Here is a 12,736-nt window from a genome sequence, read left to right as displayed (position 1 = left end):
CCGTCATGGCATGAACGAGGAGCCCGAGAGCACGGTTGGCGTTGCGCCTGCGGTCGCCTGCAGGCTGCAGGCCGGCGCCCCGGCACCGGCGGCGCGGTGGCTCAGCTGGATCAGGCGGTCGATCACGGCAATCTGACGCGGCGTGCCGAGCGGAGCGGTGAGAGCGGGCGAAACCAGGGCGACCAGGCGCGCCAGCAGTTCGGCATCGCTGATGTCCTGGCCCATGCTCAGTTCCGCCACCAGCTCGCCCATGTCGTCGGCAGCGAGCACGCCGGACAGCGACTTGAGCGCGAAGTGCAGGCGCAGGCCCAGTTCGCTGCGCGGCAGCTGCGGCAACGCGCGTGCGAAGGCCTCGAAGAATCGACCGAAGATCGGCCGGTAGTGCTGCTGCAGATGGTCGCGGATGAAGGGCGAGGCGTCGCTGTAGACGCGGCCGAGCAGGCGCAGGAAGGCAGGACCACCGGCCGGGTCGCGCCCCAGTTGCAGCGCCGGCACGAACAGCACGCCGAGGATCGCCACGCAGTCCGGCACACTGTCACCGGCCTCGCAGGCATCGAGCAGGCGCAGGCGCTCTTCGTTGAGTCGATCGAGCCGGTGCGACAGCAGCTCCTTGAGCATCGCGTCCTTGCTACCGAAGTGATAGTTCACTGCAGCGAGATTGGCGCCCGCACGCGCGGTGACCTGGCGCAGCGAGAGCGCTTCGTAGCCCCGTTCGATGAACAACAGCTCGGCTGCCTGCAGCAGGCGACTGCGCGTGTCAACTGCCTGTGCTCCCCCGGTGGTGCTGCGCATCGCTTCTTCCCGATAAATGTCGCCGATGAACCTCGGCAGATGAACGTCGCATGCCAGGTGCGTGCCGATGGTCGCCCGGTGACGGGCTGTCTTGCGCCCGGTGGACGCTTCAAACACCTGTACGACGCTAGTGGCGATGGGAGAGCGCGGCAAGCTGCAGCGCACGACGTCGGCATGCACCACACGAAAAAGGCGGAGTTGCCTCCGCCTTTTCGCCATCGCCGGGACGCGTCGACCGGGTGCGCTCAGCCGGCCTTTTTCCTGGCCAGCCGCAGCCAGGTGTCGACCACCGTGTCGGGGTTGAGCGAGACCGACTCGATGCCCTGTTCCATCAGCCATTCGGCCAGGTCCGGATGATCGCTCGGGCCCTGGCCGCAGATGCCGATGTACTTGCCCTTGGCGCGTGCAGTCTTGATCGCCATGGTCAGCAGCTTCTTCACCGCCGGATCGCGCTCGTCGAACAGGCCGGCGACGATCGACGAATCGCGATCCAGGCCCAGGGTGAGCTGGGTGAGATCGTTGGAGCCGATCGAGAAACCGTCGAAGATGTCCAGGAACTCGTCCGCCAGCAGGGCGTTGGAGGGTACCTCGCACATCATGATCACCTTCAGGCCGTGCTCGCCCTGTTTCAGGCCGTTGGCGGCGAGCACGTCGATCACCTTGCGGCCTTCGCCCAGGGTGCGCACGAACGGGATCATCACCCACACGTTGTCCAGGCCCATCGTCTCGCGTACGTGTTTGACCGCGCGGCACTCAAGCGCGAATGCCTCGGCGAAGCTCGGGTCGACATAACGGCTGGCGCCGCGGAAGCCGATCATCGGGTTCTCTTCGTGCGGCTCGTAGCGCAAACCGCCGATCAGTCCGGCGTACTCGTTCGACTTGAAGTCGGACAGGCGCACGATCACCGGCTTCGGGTACACCGACGCGGCGATGGTGGCGATGCCTTCGCCCAGCCGGTCGACATAGAACGACACCGGGTCGGCATAGCCGGCCATGCGCTCGTCTATCCGTGCCTTGGTCTCGGCATCCTGCTTGGCGTATTCCAGCAAGGCCTTGGGATGCACGCCGATATGGCTGGCGATGATCATCTCAAGCCGGGCCAGGCCGATGCCCGCGTTGGGCAGCATGCCGAAGTCGAACGCGCGCTCGGGGTTGGCCACGTTCATCATGATCTTCAGCGGCGCCTCGGGCATGTCGCCCAGATCGGCGGTGATGCGCTCGAACTTCAGGATGCCCTCGTAGATGGTGCCGGTGTCGCCTTCGGCGCACGAAACGGTAACGTCGGCGCCGTCGGGAACCAGCTCCAGCGCGTTGCCGGTGCCGACCACGGCCGGTACGCCCAGCTCACGCGCGATGATCGCCGCATGGCAGGTGCGACCGCCGCGATTGGTGACGATGGCGGCGGCGCGCTTCATTACCGGTTCCCAGTCGGGGTCGGTCATGTCGGCGATCAGCACGTCGCCGGCCTGCACCTTGTTCATGTCGCCCAGGGAGCGGACCACACGGGCCTTGCCGGCGCCGATTTTCTGGCCGATGGAGCGACCTTCGGCCAGCACCTTGCCGCGCTCGCTCAGGTGGAAGCGCTCCAGCCGGGTGGCATGCGAACGCGATTTCACCGTTTCGGGGCGGGCCTGCACGATGTAGAGCCTGCCGGTATGGCCATCCTTGGCCCACTCGATATCCATCGGGCGGCCGTAGTGCTGCTCGATCACCAGCGCCTGCCGGGCCAGTTCCTCCACGTCGGCATCGGTGATGCAGAAGCGGTGGCGCTCGGCGGCCGGGGTCTCCTCGATGCGCACGCGCTCGCCGGGCCGGTCCGAATAGACCATGCGCTGCTGCTTGGCGCCGAGGCTGCGGCGGAGCAGGGCAGGCTTGCCGGCCTTGAGCGTGGGCTTGAACACGTAGAACTCGTCCGGGTTCACCGCACCCTGCACGACCATCTCGCCCAGCCCGTAGGAGCCGGTGACGAACACCACGTCGCGGAAGCCTGACTCGGTGTCCAGCGTGAACAGCACACCGGCTGCGCCCACGTCCGAGCGCACCATCAGCTGCACGCCGGCGGAGAGGAACACCTCCTCGTGCTTGAAACCCTGGTGCACGCGATAGGCGATGGCGCGGTCGTTGTAGAGCGAGGCGAAGACTTCCTTGACCTTGTGCAGCACGTCGTCGATGCCGACCACGTTGAGGAAGGTTTCCTGCTGGCCGGCGAACGAGGCGTCGGGCAGGTCTTCGGCGGTGGCGGAAGAGCGCACGGCGACGGCGATGTCGTCGCTGCCGGCGTCCTTGCACAGCTTGAGGTAAGCGTCGCGGATCGCTTCATCCAGCTCCGCCGGCAGCGGCGTCTCGGTGACCCATTCCCGGATCTCCCTGCCGGCCCGGGCCAGCGCGTCCACGTCGTCGACGTCGAGCCCGTCCAGGCGCGTCTGGATGCGCCGGGCCACGCCGCTCTTGTCCAGATACTGCTGGAAGGCGTCCGCGGTGGTGGCAAAGCCGCCCGGCACCGAGACGCCCAGCTTGCTCAGGTTGCCGATCATCTCGCCCAGCGAGGCGTTCTTGCCGCCGACCTGGCCCAGGTCAGTCATGCGCAGTTGGTCCAGCCAAAGCACCAGATCGTTCAAGGGGAATCTCCCGGGAGCACTAGAGTGGGTGGGGCGGTGCGGCCGCCGCAAAAGCGCGCCACAAAGAACTGGTATTGTCCGCCGGGATTGGTGCACGGCACAAGAAGACCAATGCAATCCGTTGCCGCGCCACCTGCATACCAGTCAGCCGAAGCTCAAGCCAACAGGCTCAAGCCAACAGGGCAAACCGCGCTTGCGCTAAGGTGACCGGGACACCATCCACCGCGTCGGAACCGACCCATGCAGCGAACCGTTTTTTTCATCTCCGACTCCACTGGTATTACCGCCGAGACGATCGGCAACAGCATCCTGGCGCAGTTCGAGGGGATGGAGTTCGACAAGCATCGCCTGCCGTTCGTGGACGATGCGAAAAAGGCCGAGGCGGCCGCCCTGCGCATCAAGACGCGCTATGCGCAGACCGGCGACCGGCCGATCGTGGTCAACACCATGGCCGACCGCACCCTGTGCGATATCGTGGCGACCAGCGGCGCGTTGATGCTGGACGTGTTCGCGCCGTTCATCGGCCCGCTGGAAGGCGAACTGGGCGCCAAGCGCTCCGGTGCGGTGAACCGCTCGCACGGTCTGGTGGATTTCGACAAGTACGAGGCGCGCATCAACGCCACCAACTATACCCTCTCGCACGATGACGGCCTCGATGTCGATTACGCCCAGGCCGACCTGATCCTGATCGGCGTGTCGCGCTCGGGCAAGACGCCGACCTGCCTGTACATGGCCTTGCATTACGGAGTCAGCGCCGCCAACTATCCGCTCACGGACGACGACCTGGACAAGCTGGAACTGCCGGCCAGGCTTCGCCCCTACAAGGATCGCCTGTTCGGCCTCACGATCGACCCGCTGCGCCTGGCGCAGATCCGCGAGCAGCGGCGCGCCAACAGCCGCTATGCCACCATCGAGCAGTGCCGGTGGGAACTGGCGCAGGCGGACAAACTGATGCGTCGCGAGGGCATTCCAAGCCTCAACACCACGCACGTGTCGATCGAGGAGATCGCCAGCAAGATCTTCGAGCGCTTCGGGATCGAGCGCACCATGTTCTGATCATCGGAGTCGCTTGACCGCATGAGTGCCGTACTGGATCGCCGCACCGCCCTGCTGCCGGGACGCTTCGAGTTCCTGATGGGGCTGTATGCCGAGAACTATCATCGGCTGGTGCGACTGTTCGCGCCGCAGGCGCTGTCGCCGGGCCGCTACGTCTCCAGCGTGGACGACGGGCTGGACGTGCATCTGCAGGTGCAGGAGCGCCACCCGTACACGCTCGAACTCGAACTGACTTACGACCTGCTCGACGAGCAGACCGGCCTGCGCACGCCCTCGGCGCAGTTGCGCGTGTATACCGATGCCCACGTGGCGGAGGCGCTGCACTGCCATCCAGGGCGCCACCTGTGGCAGGTGCTGGGGCCGTTTCCGCCGGCCCACACGGTGCTGCAGCACCGGCTTCGCATGAACGGCTTCCTGACCCGCTGGCTGGAATACCTGGCCGAACAGGGGCACTCGATCGGCACGCTCGGGCGCGATCGGCCACGGTAATCGGGGTGGGGTGACCTGGCCGGACGGCAGGCAACAAAAAACCCGCTCGAGGCGGGCTTTCCGTTAGTGGCGGAGCGGACGGGACTCGAACCCGCGACCTCCGGCGTGACAGGCCAGCATTCTAACCAGCTGAACTACCGCTCCACATTTGCTTCCAGCTTCATTTGCTTCCAGCTTCGACGTCGTCCGCCGGCGGCGAATTTTGGGTTTCCAGCTTGGCGTCCCCACGGGGATTCGAACCCCGGTCGCCACCGTGAAAGGGTGATGTCCTAGGCCTCTAGACGATGGGGACGAATCAAGTTGGTGGAGCCAGGCGGGATCGAACCGCCGACCTCCTGCATGCCATGCAGGCGCTCTCCCAGCTGAGCTATGGCCCCGCCGCTGGAAGCCCGAAAGAATAGGCAGGGGTCGCGATTCCGTCAAGCATTTTCTGCAAATATTTTGATGACGGTGTGCCCGGTTCAGCGCGGCGCGCGGTGGCGCATGCGCGGCTGCGGGTAAGCTTGCCGCATTCGCCATCGGGAGGACGCATGCACGAGATCGGCTTCATCCGCGACCTCGCGATCGTGATGATCGTGGCCGGCGCCACGACCATCCTGTTCCATCGTCTGCGTCAGCCGGTGCTGCTCGGCTACATTCTCGCCGGCGTGCTGATCGGCCCGCATACACCGGGCGTGCTGGTGGCCGATCCGCGCGCCATCAACGACATCTCCAACCTCGGCGTGGTGCTGCTGATGTTCACGCTGGGCCTGGAGTTCAGCATCCGCAAGCTGCGCGAGGTCGGGATCGGAGTACTCGTCGTGGCGGTGGCCGAAGTGGGAGTGATGCTGTGGATCGGCTATGGCCTGGGCGAGGCGTTTGGCTGGACCGGCCGGGATGCGCTGTTCCTCGGTGGCATCATGGCGCTGTCCTCCACCATGGTGGCCACGCGTACCCTGTCCGAGAGCGGCCTGCGCGCGCTGCCGTTTGCCAGACTGGTGGTCGGCCTGCTGGTGGCCGAGGACATGCTCACCATCGTCATCCTCACGCTGCTGACGGCCGTGGCGATCGGCGGCTCGGTCGAGGCGTCCACGGCCTTCACGTTGATCGGTCACCTGGGTCTGTTCGTGGTGGCCGGGATGATCGTCGGCCTGCTGCTGGTGCCGCGGCTGGTCGACTACGTGGCCGGGTTCGGGCGGGACGAGATGCTGCTGGTCAGCACCCTGGGACTGTGTTTCGGCGCCAGCCTGCTGGCCGCCTGGATGGGCTTCAGCGTGGCGCTGGGCGCGTTCCTGGTCGGGGCCGTGGTGGCCGAAGCGCGCAGCTCGGAAAAGGTGATGCAGCTGATCGAGCCGCTCAGGGACATGTTCGCAGCGCTGTTCTTCGTGGCGATCGGCCTGAAGATCGACCCTGCCATGCTGCTGCAGTACGCGGTGCCCGCGCTGGCGATCGCCGCCGTGGTGATGATCGGCAAGACGGTGATCTGCAGCCTCGGCATGTTCGCGATCGGCCACGATCCGCGCACCGCCGTGCGTGCCGGCATGAGCATGGCGCAGATCGGCGAGTTCTCGTTCGTGATCGCCACGCTGGGTCTCTCGCTCGGCGCGGTAAGCGATTTCATCTATCCGGTGGCGGTGGCCGTGTCGGTGCTGTGCATGGCGCTCTCGCCTTATCTCGTGCGTTCGGCCGATGGTCTCGTCAACGGCATGCGGCGCATCGCCCCCTCGCCGGTACGCTTGCTGGTGACCAGCTACAGCGGCTGGCTGGAAAATCTGCGTCCGGTCAACGAGAACGCGGCGATCGCGGCGATGCTGCGGCGCCTGCTCACGCACATCGCGATCAACGTGATGCTGGTGGTGACGCTGTTCGTGATCGGCGCCTACCTCAATGCGCACAACTGGACGTGGTTCTCGATGCTTGGCCTGACGCGCGATGCGCGGCACACCGTGATCTGGGCGGCGGCGCTGTTCCTGTCGCTGCCGCTGCTGATCGCGGTGTACCGCAAGGCCGAGGCCCTGGGCATGCTGCTGGCCGAGCTGGGCATCCGCGAGAGTTACGCCGGTGCCTACACGCACACCATCCGCGGCGTGCTGGCCAGGCTGATCCCGTTGGCGACACTGTTTGCGCTGGCCGTGCTGGTGGGCGCGCTGGGATCGACCATTCTTCCGCCGCGCGGAGTGGCCCTGTCGCTGGCGGCGGCGGGAGTGCTGGTCGCCGTGGTGCTGTGGCGGGGACTGGTGCGGGTGCATGCGCGCCTGCAGGCGGCCCTGCGCGACACGATTGCCAAGCAGTAAGGGCATTGCGTGGGGGGAGGGTTCCGGCGGGAACCTTTCACATCCCGGACGGTCGCAACCCGGGCTCGTTGCCAAGCGTTGGCAGCGGTCGCACAATGCCCGGCCAGCCTCCGCTGCGGAGGCTTGTCCGGCCACGCCGGCACATTCCACATGAGGGAGTCTCGAATGAAGCATTTTCTGCGTCCCACGCTCACGACGGCCGTTCTGGCCGTGGCGCTGGGCATGACCGCCGGCGCACATGCGCAGGCTGCCAAGTCCTCGGCTGCAGGCACGGTCGACAAGACCAAGGCCAGCTACGTGGTCGGTTGGGACCTGGCCAGCTCGCTGCCGCCACTGGTGCGCAACGAGGTGGATCCGGCGACCGTGGCACGCGCCGTGCAGTCGGCGCTGTCGGGCCAGAAGCCGACGATGAGCGAAGCGGAGTACAAGCAGGTCAAGCAGGCGTTCATCACCAACCTGCAGGCCAAGGCGAAGGCCGAGTACGAGAAGGTCGCCGCGCAGAACGAAGCCGCGGGCAAGGCCTTCCTGGCCAAGAACAAGACGGCCCCCGGCGTGAAGACCACGGCCTCGGGCCTGCAGTATCAGGTGATCTCGGCCGGCAGCGGCCCGCGCCCGGGTCCGAACGACACGGTGCAGATCACCTACACCGGCACCTTCGTCAACGGCGAGAAGTTCGACGCCTCGGCGGATCACCCGGAACCCAAGACCGGCACCTCGGTACCGATTCCGCTGGCTGGCGTGATTCCGGGCTTCCGCGAAGGTCTGATGCTCATGCAGACCGGCGCGCACTACAAGCTGTTCATCCCGTCGAGCCTTGCCTACGGCGCGAAGCCGGGCAACGGCTTCCCGCCGAACGAGACGCTGATCTTCGACGTGACGCTCGAAAAGACCGGCCCGACTCCGGCCGGCCAGGGCGCACCCGGTCAGGGCGGCTGATCGCCTCGGCGACGACCATCGCTGAACCGGAAAAGGGCGCGAAGCGATTCGCGCCCTTTTGCTTGGGGTTCCCGACGAATGCTGCCTGTTAGAATTCGGCTTTTGATTGCACAGGGAATCGGGCAGCGATGAAAGTCACCATCTTCGGCACCGGCTATGTGGGCCTCGTCACCGGTGCCTGCCTGGCGGAAATGGGCAACCACGTGGTTTGCGTCGACATCGACGCTGGCAAGGTGGGGCGTCTCAAGCAGGGCGATATTCCCATCTACGAACCGGGCCTCGAGCCGCTGGTGAAAGAGAACTTCGCCCAGGGCCGCCTCGCCTTCACCACCGATGCGGCCCCGGCGATCGTCCACGGCGACCTCATTTTCATCGCGGTGGGCACGCCGCCCGACGAGGATGGCAGCGCCGACCTGCAGTACGTGCTGGCGGTGGCGCGCACCATCGGGCGACAACTGGACCGTTACGCGGTGGTGGTCAACAAGTCCACCGTGCCGGTGGGAACGGCCGACCGGGTGCGCCAGGCGATCGCCGACGAGCTGGCCGCACGCGGTGCGACGGTCGATTTCGATGTGGTCTCCAACCCCGAATTCCTCAAGGAAGGCGATGCGGTCGAGGACTGCCTGCGCCCCGACCGCATCGTGATCGGCAGCGACAGCCCGCGCGCCATCGCGGCCATGCGCAAGCTGTACGCCCCGTTCAACCGCAACCACGACCGCACCGTGCAGATGGACGTGCGCTCGGCCGAGCTGACCAAGTACGCCGCCAACGCGATGCTGGCAACCAAGATCAGCTTCATGAACGAGATCGCCAACATCGCCGAGCGGGTCGGCGCCGACGTGGAGCTGGTGCGCCAGGGCATCGGCTCGGATCCACGCATCGGCTATCACTTCATCTATCCGGGCGCCGGTTACGGCGGTTCGTGCTTTCCCAAGGACGTGCAGGCGCTTGAGCGTACGGCCCGTTCGCACGGATACGAGGCCCGACTGCTGGGTGCGGTCGAGCAGGTCAACCACGAACAGAAGGCCAAGCTGTTCGAGCTGATCCAGCGCCACTTCGGCGGCGAGCTCGCCGGCAAGACCGTCGCCGTGTGGGGACTGGCGTTCAAGCCGAACACCGACGACATGCGCGAGGCGTCCAGCCGGCGCCTGATGGACATGCTGTGGGCGGCTGGCGCCCGCGTGCGTGCCTTCGATCCGGAGGCGGCCGGGGAAGCCCGCCGAATCTATGGCCAGCGCGCCGATCTGGTGCTGTGCGAGCATGCCTACGATGCACTCGACGGCGCGCACGCGCTGGCCATCGTGACCGAGTGGAAGGCGTTCCGCAGCCCCGATTTCGCCCGCATCCGCGGCGCGCTGGCGACGCCGGTGATCTTCGACGGCCGCAACCTGTACGACCCGGCCGCGGTGGAGGAGGCGGGCCTGGCGTACTACGGCATCGGCCGCGGCCGCAGCCTCGCGCGGAGCTGACCGTGGCCGACCCGCGTCCCGACCTGGAGCAGCGTCTGACCGAGCTGGAGGTGCGCCTCACCTTCATCGACGATACCGTGCATGCGCTCGGTGCGGCCGATGCCGAGCAGGCCATGCGCATCGCGGCGCTGGAGCGCATCGTGCGCGACCTGCGCAACGAACTGGCGTCGGTGCGGATCGGCGCGTCCGGCGACGCGCGCGACGAGCCGCCGCCGCCCCATTACTGACACGGCACGGAGACGGATCGAGGGCATGGGCGATTCCTTGCGCGACCAGCTGCTGAAGAGCGGCATCGTCAAACAGGTGCGGGACGAACCGCGCCCGCCGCAGACGCACGGCAAGACGGCAAGCTCGGGCGCGGGCAAGCCGGGCGGCAAGGGCGGCAAGCCGGGCGATCGTGCGGGCGGTCGTCCAGACCCTCGTCCGTCCGGCCGTCCACATGCGCCTTCGAATGACCGGCCGCGCGACCAGGCGGAGATCGACCTGGCACGCGCTTACGCCATGCGCGCCCAGGTCGAGGCGGCCGAGCGCAAGCGGGCCGAGCAGGAAGCGGCCGAGCAGGCGCGCATCAAGCGCGAGCGCAAGGCCCAGGTGCAGCAGCTGCTGGAAGGCCGGGCACTCAACAAAGTCGATGCCGACCAGGCGCGGCACTTCGAGTACGGCGGCAAGATCCGCCGGATCTATGTCGACGCCGCGCAGCTGGTGGCGCTCAATGCCGGCGAGCTGGGCGTGATCCAGCTCGCCGGTCACTACGTGCTGGTGACCCGCGAACTGGCCGAGCAGGTCAGGGCGATCGATGCGGGCGTGGTCGCGCTGCTGGTGTCGCCGGGCGAGGCGGGCGAAGCCGATGACGGGGTGCCCGCCGATCTGATCTGGTAACCCGCCGCCCCGATCAGGGCCGGGCGGCGGGATGATTCAGGCGCTGGCGGGCTGCGGTGGCGCCTCGCGCAGGGCGGGCAGGTCCCAGCCCGACTTGGGCGCGAATCGCTCGCCGTGCTGGCGGGCGAGTCTTTCCAGTCGACCCTTGACCACTTCCGCCCCTTCGCTGCGCGCGTAGGCGATCGGGCCGCCGCGGAACGGTGCGAAACCGGTGCCGAAGATCACCCCGGCGTCCAGCAGGTCGGCATCGTCCACCACGCCGTCGGCCAGGCAGGCCACGGCCTCGTTGATCATGGCGAGGATCATGCGCTCGGACAGATCGGCGGGCGGGATGTAGTCGGGGTCCACCTCCGGCTTGACCGGCTTGCCGTCCTGCCAGACATACAGCCCCTGGCCGTCCTTCTTGCCGCGCTTGCCGGCATCGAGTTTTTCCTCGATGCCCGGCGGCAGCTCCAGCCCCAGGAACGGCGCCAGCTCCTTGCCGACCGAGGCGCAGACGTCCAGGCCTACCGTGTCGGCCAGCTCGATCGGTCCCATCGGCATGCCGAATTTCTTCGCCTCGCGGTCCAGCACCGGACCGGGCACGCCCTCGCTGTAAAGACGCAGGGCTTCAAGCAGGTAGGGCATGAGGATGCGATTGACCAGGAAGCCCGGCGTGCCTTTCACGGCGATCGGCAGCTTGCCCAGCGCCTTGCAGAAGGCGAGCGCCCGCTTCTCGACGGTTTCATCGAGCCCGGCGTGGCGCACCACCTCGACCAGCGGCATCTGCGCCACCGGATTGAAGAAGTGCAGGCCGAGGAAGCGCTGCGGCCGCACCAGGCCGGCGCCGAGTTCGGCCAGCGGAATGCTCGAGGTGTTGCTGGCGAGTATCCCGTCAGCCTGGAACTGCGGCTCGATCGCGGTGTACAGCGCCTTCTTCGCCTCGGCGTTCTCGTAGATCGCCTCGATCGCCAGATCCGCCTCGGCGATGCCCTTGCCCTCGACGTCGGCGCGCAGGCGCTTCATCGCCGCCTCCACCTTGTCGGTGGACTTGAGCTTCTTCTCGTACAGCCGGCGTGCGCGGTCCAGCGCCGGCTGGATGAACTTCATCTCGCGATCCTGCAGCGTCACCTGCATGCCCTTGAGCGCACACCAGGCGGCGATGTCGCCCCCCATCACGCCGGCACCGACGACGTGGACGTGCCCGATGCCGTGCTGCACGCCGGCGCCCTGGTTCTTCAGGCGTTCCTGCAGGAAGAAGATGCGGATCAGGTTGTGTGCGGTCGGCGTGTCCGCGAGCCTGGCGACCGAGCGGGCCTCCAGCGCCAGGCGCTGCTGGATCGAACTGCCGCCGCGGCGCCACACCTCGATCATGGCGAACGGTGCGGGGTAGTGCTCCTTGCGCACCTTGGCGGCGGTCTGCCTGACCACCATCGGCGCCAGCACCTGGCGCACCGGCCACAGATTGGTGGCCCAGGCCCTGGCGCGCAGGGCGAACGGACGCGCATGCGGGCGGCGCAACAGCGCGCGCGCCTCGGCCAGCAGTTCGGCCGGCGGCGCGGTGCGGTCGATCACGCCGAGCGCCAGGGCGCGCCGCGCCGACAGCGTGCGGCCGGTGAGCATCAGCGGCAGCGCATCGGTGGCGCCGATCAGGCGCGGCAGGCGCGCCGTGCCGCCCCAGCCGGGATGGATGCCGAGCATCACCTCGGGCAGGGCGATGCGGGTGCTCTCGCCGTCCGCGGCGATACGCTGGCGGCAGGCCAGGATCAGCTCGGTGCCGCCACCCAGGCAGGCGCCGTGCACGGCGGCCACCGTGGGGCAGGGCAGTCGTGCCAGTTGTTCGAACACCCGCTGCCCGTGCTCGATGTTCTCGCGCACGCTGCCCTGCGCGGCGTAGGTCACGAATTCCTTGATGTCGGCACCCACCGCAAAGCCGGCGGGCTTGGCCGAATGGATGATCACACCGAGGGGCCTTTCGATCGCCAGGCGTTCGACGATCCGTTCGAGCTCGTCGAGCACGGCCCGCGAGATCGCGTTGACGCTGCTGCCGGCGCGATCGAGGGTGAGGGTGACGATGCCGGCATTGTCCAGGCCGGTCTTCCAGTGGGTGAAACGCAGTCCTTCGAACATGGGAGGCGGCGGTCGCTTGAGGAAGGGCACCAAACCATACCCTCACGGACGGTCGAATGCGAGATTGCGCCCGGCAGCCCGGTTTGTGCGGCGTTGCGGGCGGCTGCCAACGGCA

The 12,736-nt window shown here is 67.4% G+C and carries 10 protein-coding genes and 3 tRNA genes; 7 read left to right on the top strand and 6 right to left on the bottom strand.

Annotated features, from left to right (window positions below):
* Nucleotides 1-3: 3 nt before the first annotated feature.
* Both ACO2Q2_RS00920 and ppsA read right to left on the bottom strand, forming a co-directional pair.
* Nucleotides 4-792: a TetR/AcrR family transcriptional regulator gene (locus ACO2Q2_RS00920; RefSeq protein ID WP_423253892.1), complete on the bottom strand. Its 789-nt coding sequence runs from the start codon at nt 790-792 to the stop codon at nt 4-6.
* A gap of 245 nt (nt 793-1,037) precedes the next feature.
* Nucleotides 1,038-3,410 (bottom strand): phosphoenolpyruvate synthase, encoded by a 2,373-nt coding sequence (gene ppsA, locus ACO2Q2_RS00915; RefSeq protein ID WP_423253891.1) that lies wholly within the window; start codon nt 3,408-3,410, stop codon nt 1,038-1,040.
* A 240-nt stretch (nt 3,411-3,650) separates the two neighbouring features.
* Between ppsA and ppsR the strand changes: the two genes are divergently transcribed.
* The gene (gene ppsR / locus ACO2Q2_RS00910) at nt 3,651-4,466 is read left to right on the top strand and encodes a posphoenolpyruvate synthetase regulatory kinase/phosphorylase PpsR (RefSeq protein ID WP_423253890.1); all 816 of its coding nucleotides are present in this window, start codon (nt 3,651-3,653) and stop codon (nt 4,464-4,466) included.
* Between the two features lie 21 nt (nt 4,467-4,487).
* A complete protein-coding gene (locus ACO2Q2_RS00905) occupies nt 4,488-4,955 on the top strand; it encodes a DUF1249 domain-containing protein (RefSeq protein ID WP_423253889.1) in 468 nt (155 codons plus the stop codon).
* A gap of 67 nt (nt 4,956-5,022) precedes the next feature.
* On the opposite strand, the gene ACO2Q2_RS00900 is transcribed toward ACO2Q2_RS00905, so the two are convergent.
* The 3 genes from ACO2Q2_RS00900 to ACO2Q2_RS00890 form a co-directional block, all read right to left on the bottom strand.
* Nucleotides 5,023-5,099, bottom strand: a tRNA-Asp gene (locus ACO2Q2_RS00900).
* 72 nt (nt 5,100-5,171) lie between these two features.
* Nucleotides 5,172-5,247, bottom strand: a tRNA-Glu gene (locus ACO2Q2_RS00895).
* Between the two features lie 9 nt (nt 5,248-5,256).
* A tRNA-Ala gene (locus ACO2Q2_RS00890) sits at nt 5,257-5,332 on the bottom strand.
* Nucleotides 5,333-5,485: 153 nt separating this feature from the next.
* On the opposite strand from ACO2Q2_RS00890, the gene ACO2Q2_RS00885 reads away from it, so the two are divergent.
* The 5 genes from ACO2Q2_RS00885 to ACO2Q2_RS00865 all read left to right on the top strand — a co-directional run bounded on the left by ACO2Q2_RS00885 (nt 5,486) and on the right by ACO2Q2_RS00865 (nt 10,512).
* Nucleotides 5,486-7,228, top strand: coding sequence for a cation:proton antiporter (locus ACO2Q2_RS00885; protein ID WP_423253888.1), 1,743 nt, complete (start codon nt 5,486-5,488; stop codon nt 7,226-7,228).
* 165 nt (nt 7,229-7,393) lie between these two features.
* Entirely contained in the window at nt 7,394-8,164 is a 771-nt protein-coding gene (locus tag ACO2Q2_RS00880) for an FKBP-type peptidyl-prolyl cis-trans isomerase N-terminal domain-containing protein (RefSeq protein WP_423253887.1), read from the top strand.
* 128 nt (nt 8,165-8,292) lie between these two features.
* The gene (locus ACO2Q2_RS00875) at nt 8,293-9,633 is read left to right on the top strand and encodes a UDP-glucose dehydrogenase family protein (protein ID WP_423253886.1); all 1,341 of its coding nucleotides are present in this window, start codon (nt 8,293-8,295) and stop codon (nt 9,631-9,633) included.
* A 2-nt stretch (nt 9,634-9,635) separates the two neighbouring features.
* Nucleotides 9,636-9,860: a SlyX family protein gene (locus ACO2Q2_RS00870; protein ID WP_423253885.1), complete on the top strand. Its 225-nt coding sequence runs from the start codon at nt 9,636-9,638 to the stop codon at nt 9,858-9,860.
* Nucleotides 9,861-9,885: 25 nt separating this feature from the next.
* Nucleotides 9,886-10,512, top strand: coding sequence for a DUF2058 domain-containing protein (locus tag ACO2Q2_RS00865; RefSeq protein WP_423253884.1), 627 nt, complete (start codon nt 9,886-9,888; stop codon nt 10,510-10,512).
* A gap of 36 nt (nt 10,513-10,548) precedes the next feature.
* Here ACO2Q2_RS00865 and ACO2Q2_RS00860 read toward each other — a convergent pair whose 3' ends face one another.
* Complete coding sequence (locus tag ACO2Q2_RS00860) at nt 10,549-12,621, bottom strand: 3-hydroxyacyl-CoA dehydrogenase NAD-binding domain-containing protein (protein WP_423253883.1); 2,073 nt, start codon at nt 12,619-12,621, stop codon at nt 10,549-10,551.
* Nucleotides 12,622-12,736 lie beyond the last annotated feature (115 nt).

It is taken from the genome of Dyella sp. KRB-257, assembly GCF_049445995.1.
Classification (GTDB): domain Bacteria; phylum Pseudomonadota; class Gammaproteobacteria; order Xanthomonadales; family Rhodanobacteraceae; genus Dyella_A.
The sequence above is the reverse complement of the archived record's forward strand: the minus strand, read 5'-3'. Positions and strand labels throughout refer to the sequence as shown.

Bases quoted from the DNA above. Each gene is read 5' to 3' on its own strand.
- ACO2Q2_RS00920 (WP_423253892.1), bottom strand. From the start codon at position 792: ATGCGCAGCACCACCGGGGGAGCACAGGCAGTTGACACGCGCAGTCGC.
- ppsR (WP_423253890.1), top strand. From the start codon at position 3,651: ATGCAGCGAACCGTTTTTTTCATCTCCGACTCCACTGGTATTACCGCC.
- ACO2Q2_RS00905 (WP_423253889.1), top strand. From the start codon at position 4,488: ATGAGTGCCGTACTGGATCGCCGCACCGCCCTGCTGCCGGGACGCTTC.
- ACO2Q2_RS00885 (WP_423253888.1), top strand. From the start codon at position 5,486: ATGCACGAGATCGGCTTCATCCGCGACCTCGCGATCGTGATGATCGTG.
- ACO2Q2_RS00880 (WP_423253887.1), top strand. From the start codon at position 7,394: ATGAAGCATTTTCTGCGTCCCACGCTCACGACGGCCGTTCTGGCCGTG.
- ACO2Q2_RS00875 (WP_423253886.1), top strand. From the start codon at position 8,293: ATGAAAGTCACCATCTTCGGCACCGGCTATGTGGGCCTCGTCACCGGT.
- ACO2Q2_RS00865 (WP_423253884.1), top strand. From the start codon at position 9,886: ATGGGCGATTCCTTGCGCGACCAGCTGCTGAAGAGCGGCATCGTCAAA.
- ACO2Q2_RS00860 (WP_423253883.1), bottom strand. From the start codon at position 12,621: ATGTTCGAAGGACTGCGTTTCACCCACTGGAAGACCGGCCTGGACAAT.